We start from the raw sequence: 17,591 nt of genomic DNA on the forward strand, positions 1-17,591 counted from the left end.
TTCTCGAAGGAGCTGGCGCCGGCGATCTCGCTGATCGCCAGCGGCGAGCAGCGCACAAGCCGGCGTGCGCGTTCGAGGCGCCGGTCGACGAGGTATGCATGCGGCGTATCGCCGTAGACCGAGTGGAACGCGCGGATGAAATGCCACGGCGAATAGCTCGCGACACGCGCCAGCTCGGGAATGTCGAGTTCCTGCTCACAGCGGGTGGCCATGAGATTGCGTACGCGCTGCAGACGCAGGAACACATTCTGGCGCTGCGCCAGCGTACGGCCGGGACAGCGTTCGATCATCGCCGCGAATTCGGACTGCAGATCGACCACGCTGCCGAGCAGATCGTCGACTGCGCTCTGCAGCGCGTATTCTCCGCGGTTTTCCAGCGTCGCGCGCACGATGCGCAGCGCGAGCCTCCGCAGCGTCGGTGCCGCCGCATGCCAGGCCGGCACGAGACTGGGCTCCGGCGCGAGCGCGCCGCCGGCGCGGATCAGTGCGCGGCGCCAGACGCTGCGCTGTGCCAGCAGCACGATCCAGAGCGAGGTTCCACGACCCGTCGCCTGCAGGCGCTGGTCGGCTTCGCTGATCAACAGTTGTCCGGGTTCCAGCGTGAAGCCGCTGTCGCCATTGGCCAGACGCAGCTTGCCGCGCAACGGCAGCCAGATGCCGCCACCGTCACCGGCCGTCGCGAGGGTTGCACCGCGACCGCCGCCCACGATCGCGAGCAGGTTCTCGCCGCAGCGCTGTCGCAGTGCATCGACACCGCCGAGTTCCAGTCGCCCGCCATGTCGCAGTGTTTCACCGATGATTCTCATGTCGTCTCCTTCGCCCGAATCTGGCGGCAAGGAATACGGCGGAGCTTCGGCGCCCGTCCCGAAATCGTGTGAGCGGCCGACGAGATTGTGCTTAGAAAGCGGTGAAATATCGGCGGGATTTTGCATCGCCGCTCATCGGCCGGCGTTTCAGTGCTGGCCACGCAAGAACCGCAACAGACCGATATCGGTGTCGTTGCGGGTAATGCGGATGAGGACGAGCCGCCGTGCATCGGCAGAAACGTCGAAGCTGCGATGATCGATCGCGTCCCGCGTGCGCCAGATGATTTCGTCCATGCCGCCGGCGAGCGCGCGGCGGCGTAGCAGTATCTCGTCGGGGTTCTCCTCGACACTGTCGAAGTACCACAGGGCGCCATTGCGCACATGCCACGCAAAGCGGTTGCCGACCAGGGCGAGGACGGGCTCCTGCGCCTCGTCCTCACCGAGTACGCGCACGCCGCCGCCGTCGGCGCGGCTGTAGTAGATGCGCCCGCTCGCGGCATCGGCCTCGACCGCGGCGACGCGCTCGCGCAGCAGGCGCGCCGGCGCGTGCGGTTGCGCAACATGCAGCAGCCGCGGAGTGCGCGTGTGCCGGTCGATCAGCAGATAGCCGGCGCGCGGCGCGTAGGTACCGAAACGCACGTCGATCGTCGGGTCCGACACCACCTGCTGGGCCTGGCTGTCAAGATCGATTTCGACCAGCTGGCCGTGGCCGTCGCGCCGCCGCGTGACCACCAGGCGGCGCCCGTCGATGCTCCATTGTGGATAAAGGAATAGCGCGTCGTCGTGCGTCAGCACATTGCTCTGTCGCGTTGCGGCCTCGTACAGCCATAGCTGCGGGCGGCCGCCGCGATCGGACACGAAGACGATCCGGCTGCCGTCCGGCGACAGGGCCGCGTAGCTGTCGCTACCCGTCGACGGTGCCAGTTCGCTCGTGCCGCGCTCCTGCGTGTCGAGCAGCAGCCCCTGCATGATCGAACGCGTACGCGGCACCTCGTAGGCGAGCGCGTCGCCGCGTGCAGCAATATCGGGCATCTGCGCCGGCGTAACGCCGAGGGCGCTGACGCGGCCGTCGGCGAGATCGACGCGATATAGCGCCTGACTTCCCGCGTGATTGGACGCAAATACGAGGCCGCTACCGTCGGGCATCCAGTCGAAGCCGCGGATCAGCGCGGCGAGATGGGTCAACCTGCGTACCTCGCCGCCGGTCGCGGCAACGACGTAGAGATCGCAGTACGGCGACAGGCCGCGGCGAAACGCGATGCGCCTGCCGTCCGGCGAGTAGTGCGGCGCGAGATCGTGCTCGGCCGTGTCGAAGGCGTAGTCGAACGGCTGCGCCTCGCCGCCTTCGACGGAACGCAGCGCCAGGCGCGCGGTGCCGGGTCCGTCGAAGCTAGCGATCGCGAAGCTGCGGCCGTCCGGCGACCAGTCGAAACTCTCGAACATGCCGGGCGCGCAACGGCCGCGCACACGTTCGACGCCGCCCAGTGCGTCCACCGTGACGATGCTGCAGCGCCGCTCCTCGTGGCGCACGAACGCGAGCTGCGCACCGTCGGCCGACCAAACCGGCCAGGATTCCTCGCCGATGCCCTCACTCGGCAGCAGCGTGGTCGATGCGTTGACGCCGCGCACCTGCACGCGCTGGCGTCCGCTGTCCGGATCGAGTGCGACATAGGCCAGGCGCGAACCATCGGGCGTAAGGCGCGGCGTGGATTCGGCACCGGGTTCGGCCGTCAGCAGCAGCGGTGCGCCGGTCACGGCAGCCGTTGCCGTGCCGTCGCCGCGCCACAGGTGCACCACAGCGACCAGCGCGACCAGCGCCAAAGCGGCACAGGCCGCGACGAGCCAGTACCCAGTACCTGCCGCGCGTGGCGTTGCACCCGCGACCTGCGGCAGCGGCGCAAACGTCACTTCCGGTGCATCGCGTTCCGCGGTTGCGGTCAGCAACAGGCTGTCGTCCCATTCCACGCTGGCGAGCAGGCGATAACCCAGCCGCGGCACCGTCTCGATGAAGCGCGGCGTGGTGAGGTCATCACCGAAGACGCGGCGCAGCTCCTTCACCGCCTGGGTCAGCACGTCGCCGTCGCCGGCCCGCCCCGCCCACACGCGCTGCAGCAGTTCTTCACGCATGCGCGTGACGCCGGGCTCGCGCGCAAGTTCGAGCAGCACACCGATCGCCTTGGGGGTGATGCGCTGTGACTCACCGTCGCCATGAACGCGCAGGGCGCCCACGTCGACGCGCCGCCCTGCGATGCACAGGACTCGGCGCAAACTCGGATCGGCTATCGCTTCGGGTCGCATCGGTCGAATAACGAAGACTTTCGTAGGTTGAACCGAGCATGCCACAAACTCGTGGGTTCGGCACAACTGACGCGCAACGCATGCAACAGACCTGACGCAATACCGCGCGGCGGACGACTCGCCCGCCGTACAGCGCGAACAAAAAAGCGCCACTGCAGCAATGCAGCGGCGCGCAAGCAACCCGATTGCCACGCGGGTGATCGCGCGACCGTCACAGTGTCGCGCACCGCCCGCCAGCGCAGGTTGCGTTTGCTGCGGGCATCGCGGAGTCATGGCCGTTGCTCACGAAACACGCCAGCAAGCACTGCACGTCATGCCCACCGCCTCTGCGTGCGCACAGCGCTGTTGCCACGCTCTCGCGCCGGCTGCGCTTGACCCGCATTTCTCACACCCCTTCTACTGCGGCCGCCGATACGCTCGCCCTGATGCGCGCTGCTCCCTCGTGCCGCCTCGACGTAGCGTCGGCTACGCCTTCGCCGTCACTGAAGTCCGCGGCGCGCACCAGGACGGCGTCTCGACGGCCTCGCTACGAACGGGTGCGAGAAATGCGGGTTAACTCTTTTCTTACCCGTAAACCCGCATGTTGCCGGCATCCTGCGCCGTTGTGACGCGCGCGCATCTGCACGACAATGCCTCCGGCGCGACCAGCATCAGACCAGCCCATGCTTTCGAGTTCGACGTTTTCCGTTTCGCCGTCACGCGCGTTCTGCCGCGCGGGCGCACACTTCATTCCCTGTTTCGGCACGGCCGCATGACGCGGCTGTCGATCCTGTCCGTGTTGGCGGTCCTGGCCTTGAGCCTGGGATTTGCGGGCATCCCGGACGCCCGCGCGGCGGCCCAGCGCAGCGGCACGCGCGCCGCGACCTCTGCCAAAAAGCCGTCCCGGAAAGCACCGGTCCAGAAACGAGCCCCGGCAAAGAAAGCCATCGCACCAAGCAGGCGCGCCCCTGCAGTCGCGGCGGTCATGCCGGTGGTCAGCGGCACGATCTCGCCGAAGGCCGGCCTGAGCGTCGCGGCCGACGTGAATCTCTGGCTCGATTCGATCGAATCCTCGGGACAGGTCGCGGGTCTCGCCGTAGCCGTGGTGCAAGGCGATCAGGTGCTGCTGCAGCGCGGCGTCGGCTTCGCCGATGCGAACAACGGCACGCCGGTGACGCCGGATACGGTATTCCGTCTCGCCTCACTGTCGAAGTCGTTTGCGACCACGCTGGCCGGCATGCTCGTCGACGACGGCTACATCGCCTGGGACAGCCGCATCGGCGGTATCCTGCCGACCTTCGCGCTGAAGGACGCCAGCGCAGCGGAAAAGCTCAGCGTGCGCGACATCCTGAGTCATCGTGTCGGCCTGCCGCACAATTCCTACGATCATCTGCTGGAGCAAGACGAACCGTATCCGCTGCTGGTCGACCGTCTGCGCGAAATCGACCCGATCTGCGGCGTCGGCGACTGCTATAGCTATCAGAACGTCGCCTTCAGCCTGCTCGGCGACGTGACCTACGCGGTAACCGGCGATTTCTTCTACCACCAGGTCGAGAAGCGCATTTTCCATCCGCTGGGCATGACGACGGCGACCTACGGCCGCGACGCACTCGAATCCAGCCGCGAATGGGCCAGACCACACTCCCGCAGCGGACGCCGCTGGCTGCCGTTCCAGCCGCGCGAAAACTACTATCACGTAGCACCGGCCGCTGGCGTCAATGCCAGCATCAAGGACATGAGCCAGTACCTGATCGCACAGATGGGGGGACGCCCCGACGTGTTGCCGGCGAACTTGCTCGATACGCTGCACCGTCCCGTGGTCGCCACCCCGACGGAGATGACCTCGGCACCATGGCGCCGCGGCCGCCTGCGCGACGCACACTACGCCCTGGGCTGGCGTGTGTTCGACTATGCCGGCGAGACCCTGGTCTTCCATGCGGGCGCCGTGCAGGGCTACCGCGGCGTCATCGCCTTCCTGCCGCAACGCCGCTTCGGACTGGTCATGCTGTGGAACTGCGAGACCTCGCTGCCGACCGGCCTGCTGCCGATGGCGATGGACCGCTACCTCGGGCTGCCGCAGGTCGACTGGGCTGGCGTCGAATTGCTCGAGCGCAGCCGCATGGCAGCCGGCGGCGCCGCGCGCTGACGCGATAGCCGGCTCAGCCATTTCTCGCCATACTGGTTCGCGTGGTACGACCAGGGGCTTGCGGTGCTGATCGCTGAACATTTCTTGCTGTTGGCGCTGGATCCCGTGTCCGGCCGCATCACGCTGGCGCATCGCGACACGCGCGTCGACATCGTCTGCGCCGCCGGGTTGCTGATTGATCTGATCGTGCAGCGGCGTCTTGTGCCCTTCGCGCCCGGCCGACTGCAGGTCGATGCGAGCCTGCCGTCCAGCCACGTCTTGCTCAACGCCGCAGCCACTGCGCTGGCCGCAAAACCCGGGGCCAACGCCACGAACGCCTTGCGCCACGTCGCGCGCCGCCTTGCGCCGCTCACCGACGACCTACTCGAAGGACTGTACCGGCGCGACTTCCTGCACCGGGTGCGCGACTGGCGCTTCTGGCGCAGCGACGCGCTGCGCTATCCGCTACGTTCGCTGCAGGCGCGCAACGACGCGAGCGAACTGCTGCAGCAGGCCTGCGACGGTGCCGGCGGCACAGCCGGCCTGGGGCTGCTCGTACTCGCCGACGTCGCTGGCGTCATGACCACGCACCTCGACGCACGGCAGCACGAACGCGCGAACCGCCTGCTGCTGGGTCTCAATGGTGTGGCCTTCGACGAGGAACTCGGTGGCATCGCGCTGATACGCGACGCCCTGCTGGCCTGAGCCGGCGGCCACCACCGGGAATGCGGCAATGGCTCCGATGCTGCAAAAAGAAAAAAGCCGACATAGCCGGCCTTTTTCTGGTGACGCGAAGATTCGCTTTACATCTTGAATTCGATGCGGCGGCGGATCGTCGCCTCGACCGCGGCACCGTTGCGCATGGCCGGATTGAAACTCCAGCGCTGCACGGCGTCGAGCGCAGCGCGGTCGAACGTGCGCGGCGGATCGGCATCGAGCACGCGCGCGTTGGCGACGCTGCCGCTGCTCGTTACGGTGAACTCGACCTGCACCCAGCCTTCCTGGCGACGGCGCAGGGCGGCATTCGGATACTGCGGTGGCACGGACTTGACCAGCACGGCATCGCGCGACTCGCCGACCGGCGCCGCGGCAACCGGTGCGGCGACGGCGGGCGCGGGTGCAGCAGTGTCGGGCGCTGCGGGTGTCGCTGGACGCGATCCGGCGCTACTGCTCGCGGCGGGCGCTGTACCGGCGGTGTCCGGTGAGGCGGTCGTGCCTGCGCCGGTCGCCGGAGCCGCAGCGGTCGCGGCCGGTTCGGCGGCGCGGCGGCGCGCGGCCTCCTCAGCGGCGGCAGCCTGCGCGGTCTCGCGCTCGACGATCTTGCGCTGCGCATCGAGCTTGGAACGCAGGATCGTCAGGGTGTAGTTGTTCGGATCGGCCTTGGTCAGCAGTTCGATGACGCGGTTGGCGTTGTCAATGTTGCGCGCGTTGATGTCCTGCTCGGCCGCGCTCGCGGCGAAGGTGAACAGTTCGCGCAGCGCATCCTGGGCGCCGCTGTTGGTCGGTTCCTTCTCGAGGATCTTGAGATAGAACTCCAGCGCGTTGTTGCCCGGTGGCGAGACCAGGCGCTGCTCGTTGAGCGCCGTGCGCGCTTCCTTGAACAGCTGGTCGACGGTAAGCGTGTTGAGCTTGTCGAGCGTTGCCGGATCCGGCGTCACGATGACGGGACCGACTCCGGGTGTCGTCTGGCCGGTTTCCGTGGGCGGTGGCGCGACCTCGGGGATCACGACACCGGGCGTGCGCAGGAAGAAGTACCAGGCACCAGCGCCGAGCGCTGCGAGTACGACAACTGCACCAAGGACCTTGGGAGCGGCATTGCCGCGGGCGTGACTCAGGGAACGCAGATCGATTCGAGCAGCCATGGTTTCTCGTCGCAACAGAGGTTTACCGGGAATCCGCGCTCCCTCGATGCCACTCCTCTGCGCAGCCATGCGGCTTTCGCCGTGCGATCCCCCATGGCCGCGTCGCGCGGATGACTCCGAATGTAGCGCATTTTGCGACGAGTGTCGCAAGCGTCATGCCAACGGCTTCGCAGTCCGCCGCGCGCCGCCCTGCTAGCCGACGGAAGTGACGATGACGGTCAGATTGCGTCGCTGACGGGCAAAACCCATCGTCTGCGCAGTCGGCGCCCAGGCAGCAGGCTTCGTCGTGACGGGCTACCGCAGCAACTCGAATGCATCGGCGAACAGACGGTCGCTGCCTGCCGGATCGGGCAGCACGACGAGAGTCGCCGAACGTGCCGGAATCGCGGCGAGGCTCAGCGTGGTTCCGCTGATACTGCCGCTGCCAGCCGCCGCGAGATGATGCGAGCCATCGAAGCGCCAGGCATTCCAGCTGCCGCTCATCGGCGCGGATACGCTGACGTTGACGTTCTGCGGTGACGTCGACTTGTTGAACAGCAGCAGGTAGAGCCGCTGGCCGCTGCGATGGATCGCATACGCGGACAACGCCTCGGCGTCGCTCGCGGTCGTGCGCACGTAGTCGCCTTCGACGCGACTGAAACTGCCGTCGTAATTCAGGTACAGCTTGAACGCGTCTTCGGCATAGCTGCCCGCCGCTGGCGCGACCCAGCGCATGGCGGCGTCGACACCCTCGCGCGCGAATATCGCGAGCGCCTCGGCCTGCGCCAACGCACCCGTCGCGCCTTGATCTGGGCCCCAGTTGTATTCGCTGATCGACAGCTTGGTACCCGGACAGGCCTGCGCGATCCATGCTTTGGCGCGCGGTATCAGTCCCGGCTTGCTGTAGTGGTAGCCGTCGCTGTCGCCGAGGTCGGCAATCCAGGATTCCGACACATAGTTCGCGTCATAGAGTTCGCGCAGCGAACGCAGGCGCTTGGCCGCAACGGCCGGGCTCTCGGAGTAGCCGAGGTTCGCGCCATTGAAATCGACGATGCCGTCGCCCTGTGGGTAGTAATGCAGGTCCAGATAGTCGACCAGCCGCACGCCGCTGCTGGCCTGGTAGGCGCAGACCTGCTCCAGGTACCACTGCACGAACGGCTTGCCGCCGTGTGCAGCGCGGTCTGGCCCGGACAGGCAGTTGCAGTCCTGCGCATCGGCAGCCGATGTGAACAGATCCGGATAGCCCCAGGTGACCGGTCCGAAAATACGTGCGCCGCTCTCCTGCTGTTTGATGCGGATCGCCAGATCGCGGCCGCGTGTCCAGACCTCGTCGAAGGTCGGCGCCTGCGGATGCACGTCGCGATGCGTGGAATTCCACAGCATGGGTTCGTTATCGAGCGCGTACAGGCGCACGCCACCGGAGGCCGCAGCGCCGTAGCGTGTTTGCAGGTGCGCGATCCACGGCGCCCAGAATGCCGGCGTCACGTCGAACGAGGTATCGCTGCGCGCGTTGTTGACGATGCGGTGGCGCGGCTGCCCGTTGACCGTGGCGTAGTACTGGCAATAGCGGTTGCCCTGTGGATCCAGGCGCGTGTTCTGCGCCGGATCGCACTCGCCGTTGCCGGCGTCGGCCGTGCACCAGCCCGCCGAGCCGGGCTCATCGCATTCGTCGCGCAGCTGCGGCCCGTATTTCGCCTGCGAGTACCCCCAGCGTTTGTTGCTGCGATCGTCCAGCGGTGCCACGCCGATGCTCGGTATCGACAGCAGCGCTTCGCCGCCGTGCGTACGCGTGAGGTCGATGAAGGCATCGGCCGAATTGCCAACCGGCGGATTGCCGCTGCCACCGGGAGTGTCAGGAATGTTCTGCCAGTACCAGTCGCCGGCAGTGCTGTGCACGTCAGCCTGCCAGTTGTAGCGCGTGGTCGAATTGCCGCCCCAGCGGCGCAATGGATAGCGCACGCGGGACAGCGCCGTACTGTCGCCGTAGCTCACGCCGAAAATCAGCGGACTGACAGCGCGGCGATCCTGCAGCAGATCGATGGCGACGTTCTGCGAGCCGGATGGCGGCGGTGTCGTGCGTGCGCTGAAGCGCACCGTGTCCAGATAGAGCTGCGCCTGTGTCGCGCCGCTGAAATCCATGAGTTGCACGCGGTTGAAGCTGCCGGACGTCAGCCCCGTGGCAGCCGTGAATGGCAGCGTGACCTGATGCCAGGTCGCCGCGACGATACCGCCCGCCGCATACATCGCGACATCCACGTCGGCCAGTGCCGTCGTGCCGTTGAGCAGGCCAAGACGCAGGCTCTGCCCACCGCTGCTGCCGCCATGGATCCAGAATGTCAGCGACGCGTAATTCGCGGCGTCGTAGCTGTTGACCGGATCGGCGAACAGCAGGCCGCCCCAGTTGCGCGGCAGGAAGCGGACCGAACTGCCGCCGCCCTGCACCGGCGTTGCATTGGCGAGCGAATAGTCGGCGGCCGCGGCCCAGCTCCAGTCCTGGAACGCCGGGTTCAGTCCGTCTGCATAAAGATCCAGCGCATTCTGCGCGCACGCGTCCGCGGCAGTCATCACCAGCAGGAACAGACTGACGCGTGCAGACATGATCACCTCCAGGGGACAACGGCCAGCTTAGCGTCCCGCCCAACGGCGTACGTGGCCGCGGTCACATCCCCGCAGGAATTCGCGCACTCTCAGGGTGCGGATGTCGCCTGCAGCGGAATCGCTATGCGCACGGTGCCCTGCAGCAAGTCGGCGCCTTCGGCATATTCCTCGATGAGCAGATCACCGGCCCGCAGGCCCTTGATCTGCATCCATACGCGCAACTGCTCGACTCGCTTGCGCCGCTCAGCGGCGCTGCCGCTGTGCTCGATCATCGCCGCGCGCGTCGCAGCGAGTTCATGACCGCGTATGTCGGTATCGTCGGGCATCACGTCGTAGTGCGCGGGCAGCGCGAGTTCCGCCAGTTCGTCGTCTGCATCGCGCAGACGCGTCACCGTCAGCGGACGGCCGCGGATGGTCAGACCGTGTTGCGCGGCAAACTGCGTAAGCAGAGCAAGTCCGGTTTGCCAGCTACGCTGCGTGGCGGCATCGTCGATTTCTTCGCCGAGGTCGGTGTAGATGAGCTTGCGTGACGGCAGGTCGGCGAGCTGCGGGGCGAGGCCGGCAATGTCGACGTTGGGAAAACTGTCGACGATCTGCTTCAGGTTGGACAGGCCGCGCTCGAAGTCGGCGCCGACGAGGCGATCCATGAACAGCCCCATATAGCGGCCGATTGCATTCCAGCCGAAACGCTGATCGAGATGCAGCGGCAATTCGCTGTCGAGATTCCAGGTCACGCGGGTCTCGCCGCTTTCGGTGCGCAGATCGAAGCGGGCGACAGACTTGCCGCGAACGCCGAAATCGAGATCCAACGTGACCGATTCGTCGGGCACGACGGCGACGATGGCCTGACTGCCGGTGCCCACATCGCTTTGCTGGCTGACCCAGGCCAGCGTCGCACCGACACCGCTGTCGGGGCCGCCGAAGGTATAGCTCGCCGCCGGATCGCGCGCGAACCACGGCGACCACTCGTTGAAGCGGCGCAGATTGGTCAGCAACAGGTGGATCTGCGACTTGGGCCGCGCGATCGTGATCGAACGCTCGACATGGACGCGATCAGGCAGCACGAAGGCGATGCCGGCCAGCAACAGCACGAGCACCAGCAGCAAACCCACCAAGCGCGTGAACAGGCGCATGAAAGACTCCGGAAACCGCGGCGATGACCGATGCTAGCCCTATGTGCAGCCGGTTGTCGCCTGGGCGCCGTGGCTGCGCCGCGACGAATCGGCATAGGACCTTGGAGAAGACCGCCTCCGAGGAGCCCCCTCCGCACGACCGGACATGCGAGTCCGCATTCGGCGCGTGGAACCGCTGGGAGGACTTGCACCTGTTGGAGTGCGCCCGTGCCGGGCGCTTAAACGAAAAACGCCGCTTGCGCGGCGTTCTCGTTCGTCGAGGATAAGTCCACCCCCTGCGCTGGGCACCGCAGGGAGGGCAAATCCGAAACGTCCAGCTGGTTGTACTTCTCGTAACGGTGCAGCGTGAAGCGATTACTTCGCGGCGGGCTTGGCAGCCTTGGTCGCGCGAGCGGCCTTGGCAGGTGCCGCCTTCTTGGCAGGGGCCTTCTTGGCGACTGCCTTCTTGACCGTCGCCTTCTTGGCGACCTTCTTCGCCGCTACCTTCTTGGTCGCCGCCTTCTTGGCGACTTTCTTGGCCGGTGCAGCCTTGGCCTTTACTACCTTCTTGGCCGGGGCCTTCTTGGCAGTGACTTTCTTGGCCGCTTTCTTCGCGGCAGGTTTCTTCGCGGTTGCTTTCTTCATGGCCATACGTCTTAGCTCCTCGTCAGTTGGCAGTGGTTGCCCAGTAAAAGCGTGCAGAAACGCCTCGCACAGCAGATCGCTGTTGGTAGCGTGGCGGAGGTTGGCGACCTGCCGCCGCGTACGTTCGTCAGAGAGCAGTCGGAGTATGTGCATCGGGATCGAAACGGTGATCTTTCGGACCGCTTCCGACTTGCTCCCGTGTTCGACATACGGGTCGATGTACTTGCCTTCCGACATATCTCCATTACGCGCGCGTTTCAACGGCGCGAAAATTATTCCTGTCGTCCGGCACTGTCAACAACTTTTCGATACGCGACAACCACATGCACGAAGACGCGATCGCTTTCAGCATGCGTCGAATGCACATGCGGTGAGTGTGCCGCCGTTGCGCCGCGCGCGCGCGGAGACGTCCAGCCGCCTAAATGGATAGGGTGCCGCCGCGCGTCCGCGTACCGGCAGCTGCAGCGGACGCGAAAGAAAACCCCGTCTTTAGCGTGGCCATATTCGAATCCACTACTATATTTAGTTACCTTGCCATAAATGATGCGTCACGCGCACCAACATCCGGTAGCGCGCGCCCGCCGGACACGCGCCGCGCCCTCGAGCGCGACACCGAACTCGCGATGGCGGTACGACGAAGGCGCAAAAACATTCAGCTTGCGGACTGCTTACCGGGTCGGCGCGGACGGATTTGCGCGAAACTGCGCAGCGTTGTTCGGCGTGCGAGCACACATCGAACGAGCGATCACCAGACCTCGCGCGTCACGCGAACGATGGAGAAATCGTCGAGCGATGCCACGCATGCCGATGATCTCGACGAGGTCGCCGCGGTGGTGCGACATGGTGTGGCGCTAGCCCGCCGTTCTCACACCCGTTCGTAGCGAGGCCGTCGAGACGCCGTCCTGATGCGCGCCGCGGACTGAGTGACGGCGAAGGCGTAGCCGACACTACGTCGAGCCGACACGAGGGAGCAGCGCGCGTCAGGGCGAGCGTATCGGCGGCCGCAGTAGAAGGGGTGTGAGAAAGGCGGGCAAGATGGATCGCTGCGCCAAACGCGATGCTGGCGTGAATGCCCCGGCGAATTCGCGAGTCGTGCCACGACGATGCCAGCCGCGCTCGTCACCCTCCAGCCACGCTCGAACTCCGCAAGCAAAACAGCGCGCGCTTGGGAGCACCACGCGTCGAGCAGCGGCATGCGTCCCGTAAACGCATCCGTGACCGCAGGCGTCATGCCTATCGACGCGCGACGCGTTCTGCAAACGAAAAGGGCGCGTCCTCGATGCGCGACACATCCCCCACCAAACGAAAGGGCGCGCCTCTCGGCGCGCCCCCTGGAAGACCGCAGACCGGAGCGATGCCGATCATTCGTCCTCGTTGTCTAGCTGTTCCCCGTAAGCGTCCGGTGCGAGCAGGTTCTCCATGTCTTCCTGCAAGTTCGTCGGACGCACGACGACGATCCAGCCATCGCCATAGGCGTCTTCGTTGATGGTCTCGGGCTTGTCCGACAGCGCCGAGTTCACCTTGATGACCTCGCCGGCAACGGGCGCATACACGTCGGAGGCGGCCTTGACCGACTCGACCACGGCGCAGCCAGCACCGACTTCGAGGGTGTCGCCGACGTTGGGCAGCTCGACATAGACCAGATCGCCGAGCAGGCCCTGGGCATGGTCGGAGATACCGATCGTGACGGTACCGTCGTCTTCGACGCGCGCCCATTCGTGGGATTTCATGAATTTCAGGTCGCCGGGAATTTCGTTCATGGTCATGTCCTGTCAGGTAGGCACCGCCGCGCGATTCTACACGCCGACGGCGGGAAGCAATCAGTGGAAATTCGAACCGAGCTCAGACGCCTTCGCAGGCCTTGCCATCGCGCACGAACGGAAACTTGACCACGCGCACGGGCACCAGCTTGCCGCGGATATCGACCTGTACCGCACCGGGCTCACCAGCCGGAATGCGCGCGAACGCGATTGCTTTGCCGAGCGTGGGCGAGAAGGTGCCGGAAAGGATTTCGCCGTCGCCGTTAGCCGTCACTACGCGCTGGCCATGGCGCAGTACGCCCTTGTCGTCCATGACCAAGCCAACCATCGCGCGCGGCGCGCCGTCGGCCTTCTGTTTTTCCAGTACAGCGCGGCCGGTGAAGTCACGACCGTCGTCGAGCGCGACAGTCCAGGCCAGCGCAGCTTCGTAGGGACTGACGGTATCGTCCATGTCCTGGCCATAGAGATTCATGCCGGCTTCCAGGCGCAGCGTGTCACGCGCGCCGAGGCCGGCCGGTGCGACGCCCGCCGCGTGCAGCCGGTGCCACAGTTCGACCGCCTGTTCCTGCGGCACGATGATCTCGTAGCCGTCCTCGCCGGTGTAGCCGGTGCGTGCGATGAACAGGCCATCGCCTTCGCACGCGACGAACTTGCCGATCTTCGCGGCCTTGGCCGCCGTCTCCGGCGACAGCAGGCCCTGCACCTTGGCGCGCGCATTCGGTCCTTGCACCGCGATCATCGCGAGCTCGGGACGCTCGGTCACACGCACATCGAACGCCTTCGCCTGCTGTTCGATCCAGGCCAGATCCTTGTCGCGCGTCGCCGCGTTGACGACGAGACGGAACCACTCCTCGCCCTGGAAGTAGATGATGAGGTCGTCGATGACGCCGCCGTCGGCATTGAGCATGCAGGTGTACAGCGCCTTACCCGGCACCTTGAGCTTGTCGACGCTGTTGGCGACGAGGTTGCGCAAGAACTCGCGCACGCGGGCGCCCTGCAGGTCGACCACCGTCATGTGCGACACGTCAAACATGCCGGCGTCGCGGCGTACGGCGTGGTGCTCTTCGATCTGCGAACCGTAGCTGATGGGCATGTCCCAACCGCCGAAGTCGACCATCTTGGCACCGAGCGCGCGGTGGGTGGCGTTGAGTACGGTCTGCTTGCTCATGGAAGGGTCCAGCCGGGGGAGGCGCGCATTATCGCGACGGGGCTGCGCCAATCCAAGCGCATTACGCATGCGGTCGCGCGGCGATTGCACCAGCGCGCGAAGCCACCGTCGGCCATACGCCAACCACGGTCGCCGCATTCGCTGGCGCCGGCCGCATGACCATGCCGTACTTTTGCGGCGGCCTGAGGGCCCGGCAGGCACACCTTACCTATGTCTTCGGCGGGCACACGTTACTCAACGTGTGGCGTTCGCTCCCGCGACTGCATCGGCTTGTTCCGGCCGAACTCGCGCTGCAGGCATCGGCCGTACTATTCCGCCGCTTGCACGTTCAAGGTCGAGCCGTCGACACTGACCACAGCCACACGCGCGCCGGCGGGGAGATCCGGCCCCGCGACCAGCCACAGCGAATCGCCCACGCGTGCCTTGCCACGACCGTTTTCGATCGCAGTGTCCAGCACGTAGCGTTGGCCGATGAGCTGCTCGGCTCGGCGATTCAGCGTGGACCGGGGATCGGGACGCAGCGAACCGCGCGCGAGGCGCCAGTAGCCGATACAGGCGGTGAACGCGAGCACGACGAAGATCACGACCTGGGTCAGCAGATTCATGCCGGGGAAAAGCAGCAGCAGACTGCCGACACCGGCCGCGGCAAGGCCTATCCACAGCAAGAAAAATCCCGGCAGCACGATCTCGGCCGTGATCAGCAGCAGCGCGGCGATCCACCACACATGGACGAAATTCATGCGCACTCCAGTTCAGTCCTGCGGTTTGGCCGGCGGCCGCTTACCGTCGACCGCAGCACCGGTGGTACCGGCCGACCGGGCGAGCTCGGCGATGCCCGCCAGTGAACTGAGAATGCCGGTCGCTTCTATCGGCATCATCAGGATCTTCTGGTTCGGCGCCGTTGCGACCGCCTTGAACGCTTCGACGTATTTGCTCGCGACGAAATAGTTCAGCGCGTTGATGTCGCCCTTGGCAATCGCCTCGGACACCATGATGGTCGCCTTGGCCTCGGCTTCGGCCAGGCGCTCGCGGCCTTCAGCTTCGCGATAGGCCGCTTCGCGGCGGCCCTCGGCCTGAAGTATCGCCGCCTGCTTCTCGCCCTCGGCACGCAGCACTTCGGACTGGCGCGCGCCCTCGGCTTCGAGCACAGAGGCACGCTTGTCGCGCTCGGCCTTCATCTGCCGCGCCATCGATTCGACGAGGTCGCGCGGCGGCTGGATGTCCTTCAGCTCGATGCGGTTGACCTTGATGCCCCAGGGATGCGTGGCGTCGTCGACGACGCGCAGCAGCTTGGCGTTGATCTCGTCGCGCTTGGACAGCGATTCGTCCAGGTCCATCGAACCGATCGCGGTACGGATGTTGGTCATGACAAGCGCGATCGTGGCCTGCTCGAGATTGGATACCTCGTAGGCGGCCTTCGAGGCATCGAGTACCTGGAAGAACACCACGCCGTCGACACGCACGACCGCGTTGTCCTTGGTGATCACGTCCTGGGACGGGATCTCCAGCACCTGTTCCATCATGTTTATCTTGCGGCCGATGGCCTGCACGACAGGAATCAAGATGTGGAAACCCGGCGACAAGGTGCGCGTATAGCGGCCGAACTGCTCGACGGTCCACTCGAAACCTTGCGGCACCGTACGCATGGTCTTGAACAGGAAGATGACCGCAACGACCAGCAGGACCACCGCAACCGATCCACTACCCATGACGTCTTTTCCCCTGTTTCTGCGTTATGGCTGAAGAAGTATAGGCCAGGACGCCGCGTTCGCCGGCTCACAGTGGACATAACTCGGTGTTAACATCCGCCGCGTATGCCGTCGCCGGGGGCGACCGCTGCGCTCTATTCCTTTTGGGGAGATGACAACCATGAAGCGTGTTCTTTGCATGGCCGTGAGTGCCGCTCTGCTGGGCTGCGCGGGCAGCGCGTTCGCAATCACCGACTCGGAGACGAACGCCAGCATCCCGTTCAGCTTTTCCAGCCCCGGCGCCCGCAGTCTCGGCATGGCCGGTGCCTTCCTCGGCCTCGCCGATGACGCAACCGCCGCCTATACGAATCCCGCCGGCCTGACCCAGCTGGTCCAGACCGAGATCTCGCTGGAGGCGCGGCACACGTCGTACAGCACGCCTTTCATCGACGGCGGCGAAGCTCCGATCGCCGGGTTCAACGCAAACGGCCTCAACATCAACGAGGCTGACAGCTCCAACACCAATCTGTCGTACCTGTCCGTCGTCATTCCGCACGACCGCTGGGCGTTCGCGTTCTACCGCCACGAACTGGCCCGCTTCGAGACCGACTTCAGCTCGCTCAACGGCGCGATCGTCGACGAATTCCGCCTGTTCCCATTCCGCTCGATCGCCGACCTGAAAATCGTCAGCTTCGGTGCGGCTGCGGCGTTCAAGGCCAGTGATCGCGTGTCGCTCGGCTTCGGACTGTCGCGTTACGACTTCCGTTTCGATACTGCGACCGTGCGCATCGACGACGTGGACCAGGGCGACCTCAGCATTGCCTCGCGCCAGTTTCAGAATGGTGACGACAATGCCTACGGCTTCAATCTCGGCGCGCGCTTCAAGCTCAGCGATTCACTGAGCCTCGGTGCCACCTATCGCAAGGCGCCGCGTTTCGACTATCGCGCTGTCAACGTGCTGTACAGCGACGTCGACGGCAATCCGCTGCCGTCGCCGCAGGTGATCGCTTCGTTCGACAAGGTCCGCTTCGACATTCCGGATATCTTCGGCGTCGGCCTTTCGTGGCGTCCGACCGATGCGTTTGTCGTCAACTTCGATGTGGACCGCGTGCTGTATTCGCAGCTGACCGACGACGTCAATACGCTGTTCGACATCCAGGACGCCGCCAACCAGCTGAAACTGGAAGACGGCACCGAAGTTCACCTTGGCGCAGAATATACTTTTGCAAACATGTCGGCCCCGTTCAGCCTGCGCGCCGGCATGTGGCACGACCCGCGTCATTCGGTAGGTTTCCGCGGTGCGGTTTCCGACGCCCCGGACGCGGTGCTCGCGACGCTGTTCGCCGGCGGCCGTGGCTCGGAGAATCATTTCACCTTCGGCGGCGGCTGGGCGTTCAAGAGCTTCCAGCTCGATTTCGGCGCCGACATGTCAGACGGCCTCGATACCTACTCGATGTCGGGCGTATACCGCTTCTGATCGAGACGACCTGCGTGGAAACAATAACGGCGCCCCAGGGCGCCGTTATTGTTTCTGCCCTACCGATCGAGCGAAACGACTGCCACCGGGCAGG

14 protein-coding genes are annotated in these 17,591 nt (G+C 65.6%); 3 read left to right on the top strand and 11 right to left on the bottom strand.

The annotated features are described in order from the left end of the window. The 3 genes from RUU78_RS14910 to RUU78_RS14920 form a co-directional block, all read right to left on the bottom strand. On the bottom strand, window positions 1-806 hold an 806-nt coding region (locus tag RUU78_RS14910; RefSeq protein WP_313917955.1), incomplete at its 3' end, for a helix-turn-helix domain-containing protein. Window positions 807-953: 147 nt separating this feature from the next. Continuing rightward, on the bottom strand, window positions 954-3,035 hold the full coding sequence (locus RUU78_RS14915) for a winged helix-turn-helix domain-containing protein (RefSeq protein WP_313917957.1): 2,082 nt from the start codon (window positions 3,033-3,035) through the stop codon (window positions 954-956). A gap of 795 nt (window positions 3,036-3,830) precedes the next feature. Continuing rightward, entirely contained in the window at window positions 3,831-4,088 is a 258-nt protein-coding gene (locus RUU78_RS14920; protein ID WP_313917958.1) for a hypothetical protein, read from the bottom strand. Between RUU78_RS14920 and RUU78_RS14925 the strand changes: the two genes are divergently transcribed. Together RUU78_RS14925 and RUU78_RS14930 are read left to right on the top strand one after the other, a co-directional pair. Continuing rightward, a complete protein-coding gene (locus RUU78_RS14925; protein WP_313917960.1) occupies window positions 4,069-5,229 on the top strand; it encodes a serine hydrolase domain-containing protein in 1,161 nt (386 codons plus the stop codon). The two genes, RUU78_RS14920 and RUU78_RS14925, sit on opposite strands and share 20 nt — an antisense overlap. A 63-nt stretch (window positions 5,230-5,292) precedes the next feature. After that, window positions 5,293-5,913, top strand: a complete 621-nt coding sequence (locus RUU78_RS14930) for a GPP34 family phosphoprotein (RefSeq protein ID WP_313917962.1) — start codon at window positions 5,293-5,295, stop codon at window positions 5,911-5,913. A 98-nt stretch (window positions 5,914-6,011) separates the two neighbouring features. Here RUU78_RS14930 and RUU78_RS14935 read toward each other — a convergent pair whose 3' ends face one another. The 8 genes from RUU78_RS14935 to RUU78_RS14970 all read right to left on the bottom strand — a co-directional run bounded on the left by RUU78_RS14935 (window position 6,012) and on the right by RUU78_RS14970 (window position 16,041). Continuing rightward, window positions 6,012-7,070, bottom strand: a complete 1,059-nt coding sequence (locus tag RUU78_RS14935; RefSeq protein WP_313917964.1) for a TonB family protein — start codon at window positions 7,068-7,070, stop codon at window positions 6,012-6,014. 294 nt (window positions 7,071-7,364) lie between these two features. Further along, window positions 7,365-9,647 carry a glycoside hydrolase family 44 protein gene (locus tag RUU78_RS14940; protein WP_313917966.1) on the bottom strand — a complete coding sequence of 761 codons (2,283 nt, stop codon included), beginning with the start codon at window positions 9,645-9,647 and terminating at the stop codon, window positions 7,365-7,367. A gap of 89 nt (window positions 9,648-9,736) precedes the next feature. Continuing rightward, entirely contained in the window at window positions 9,737-10,780 is a 1,044-nt protein-coding gene (locus RUU78_RS14945) for an SRPBCC family protein (RefSeq protein WP_313917967.1), read from the bottom strand. 354 nt (window positions 10,781-11,134) lie between these two features. Next, a complete protein-coding gene (gene metJ, locus RUU78_RS25680) occupies window positions 11,135-11,641 on the bottom strand; it encodes a met regulon transcriptional regulator MetJ (protein ID WP_343232317.1) in 507 nt (168 codons plus the stop codon). A 1,124-nt stretch (window positions 11,642-12,765) separates the two neighbouring features. Further along, window positions 12,766-13,164, bottom strand: a complete 399-nt coding sequence (gene gcvH, locus RUU78_RS14955) for a glycine cleavage system protein GcvH (RefSeq protein WP_313917968.1) — start codon at window positions 13,162-13,164, stop codon at window positions 12,766-12,768. Window positions 13,165-13,246: 82 nt separating this feature from the next. Further along, window positions 13,247-14,332, bottom strand: coding sequence for a glycine cleavage system aminomethyltransferase GcvT (gcvT, locus tag RUU78_RS14960; protein ID WP_313917970.1), 1,086 nt, complete (start codon window positions 14,330-14,332; stop codon window positions 13,247-13,249). A gap of 308 nt (window positions 14,333-14,640) precedes the next feature. Continuing rightward, entirely contained in the window at window positions 14,641-15,072 is a 432-nt protein-coding gene (locus tag RUU78_RS14965; RefSeq protein ID WP_313917972.1) for an NfeD family protein, read from the bottom strand. A 12-nt stretch (window positions 15,073-15,084) separates the two neighbouring features. Beyond that, complete coding sequence (locus RUU78_RS14970; RefSeq protein ID WP_313917973.1) at window positions 15,085-16,041, bottom strand: SPFH domain-containing protein; 957 nt, start codon at window positions 16,039-16,041, stop codon at window positions 15,085-15,087. Window positions 16,042-16,201: 160 nt separating this feature from the next. Between RUU78_RS14970 and RUU78_RS14975 the strand changes: the two genes are divergently transcribed. Further along, a complete protein-coding gene (locus tag RUU78_RS14975) occupies window positions 16,202-17,497 on the top strand; it encodes an outer membrane protein transport protein (protein ID WP_313917975.1) in 1,296 nt (431 codons plus the stop codon). Window positions 17,498-17,591: the final 94 nt, after the last annotated feature.

The organism is Tahibacter sp., from assembly GCF_032229445.1.
In the GTDB taxonomy this organism is placed as follows: domain Bacteria; phylum Pseudomonadota; class Gammaproteobacteria; order Xanthomonadales; family Rhodanobacteraceae; genus Tahibacter.

Bases quoted from the DNA above. Each gene is read 5' to 3' on its own strand.
- RUU78_RS14925 (WP_313917960.1), top strand. From the start codon at position 4,069: ATGCCGGTGGTCAGCGGCACGATCTCGCCGAAGGCCGGCCTGAGCGTC.
- metJ (WP_343232317.1), bottom strand. From the start codon at position 11,641: ATGTCGGAAGGCAAGTACATCGACCCGTATGTCGAACACGGGAGCAAG.
- RUU78_RS14945 (WP_313917967.1), bottom strand. From the start codon at position 10,780: ATGCGCCTGTTCACGCGCTTGGTGGGTTTGCTGCTGGTGCTCGTGCTG.
- RUU78_RS14965 (WP_313917972.1), bottom strand. From the start codon at position 15,072: ATGAATTTCGTCCATGTGTGGTGGATCGCCGCGCTGCTGCTGATCACG.
- gcvT (WP_313917970.1), bottom strand. From the start codon at position 14,332: ATGAGCAAGCAGACCGTACTCAACGCCACCCACCGCGCGCTCGGTGCC.
- RUU78_RS14935 (WP_313917964.1), bottom strand. From the start codon at position 7,070: ATGGCTGCTCGAATCGATCTGCGTTCCCTGAGTCACGCCCGCGGCAAT.
- gcvH (WP_313917968.1), bottom strand. From the start codon at position 13,164: ATGAACGAAATTCCCGGCGACCTGAAATTCATGAAATCCCACGAATGG.
- RUU78_RS14970 (WP_313917973.1), bottom strand. From the start codon at position 16,041: ATGGGTAGTGGATCGGTTGCGGTGGTCCTGCTGGTCGTTGCGGTCATC.
- RUU78_RS14975 (WP_313917975.1), top strand. From the start codon at position 16,202: ATGAAGCGTGTTCTTTGCATGGCCGTGAGTGCCGCTCTGCTGGGCTGC.
- RUU78_RS14940 (WP_313917966.1), bottom strand. From the start codon at position 9,647: ATGTCTGCACGCGTCAGTCTGTTCCTGCTGGTGATGACTGCCGCGGAC.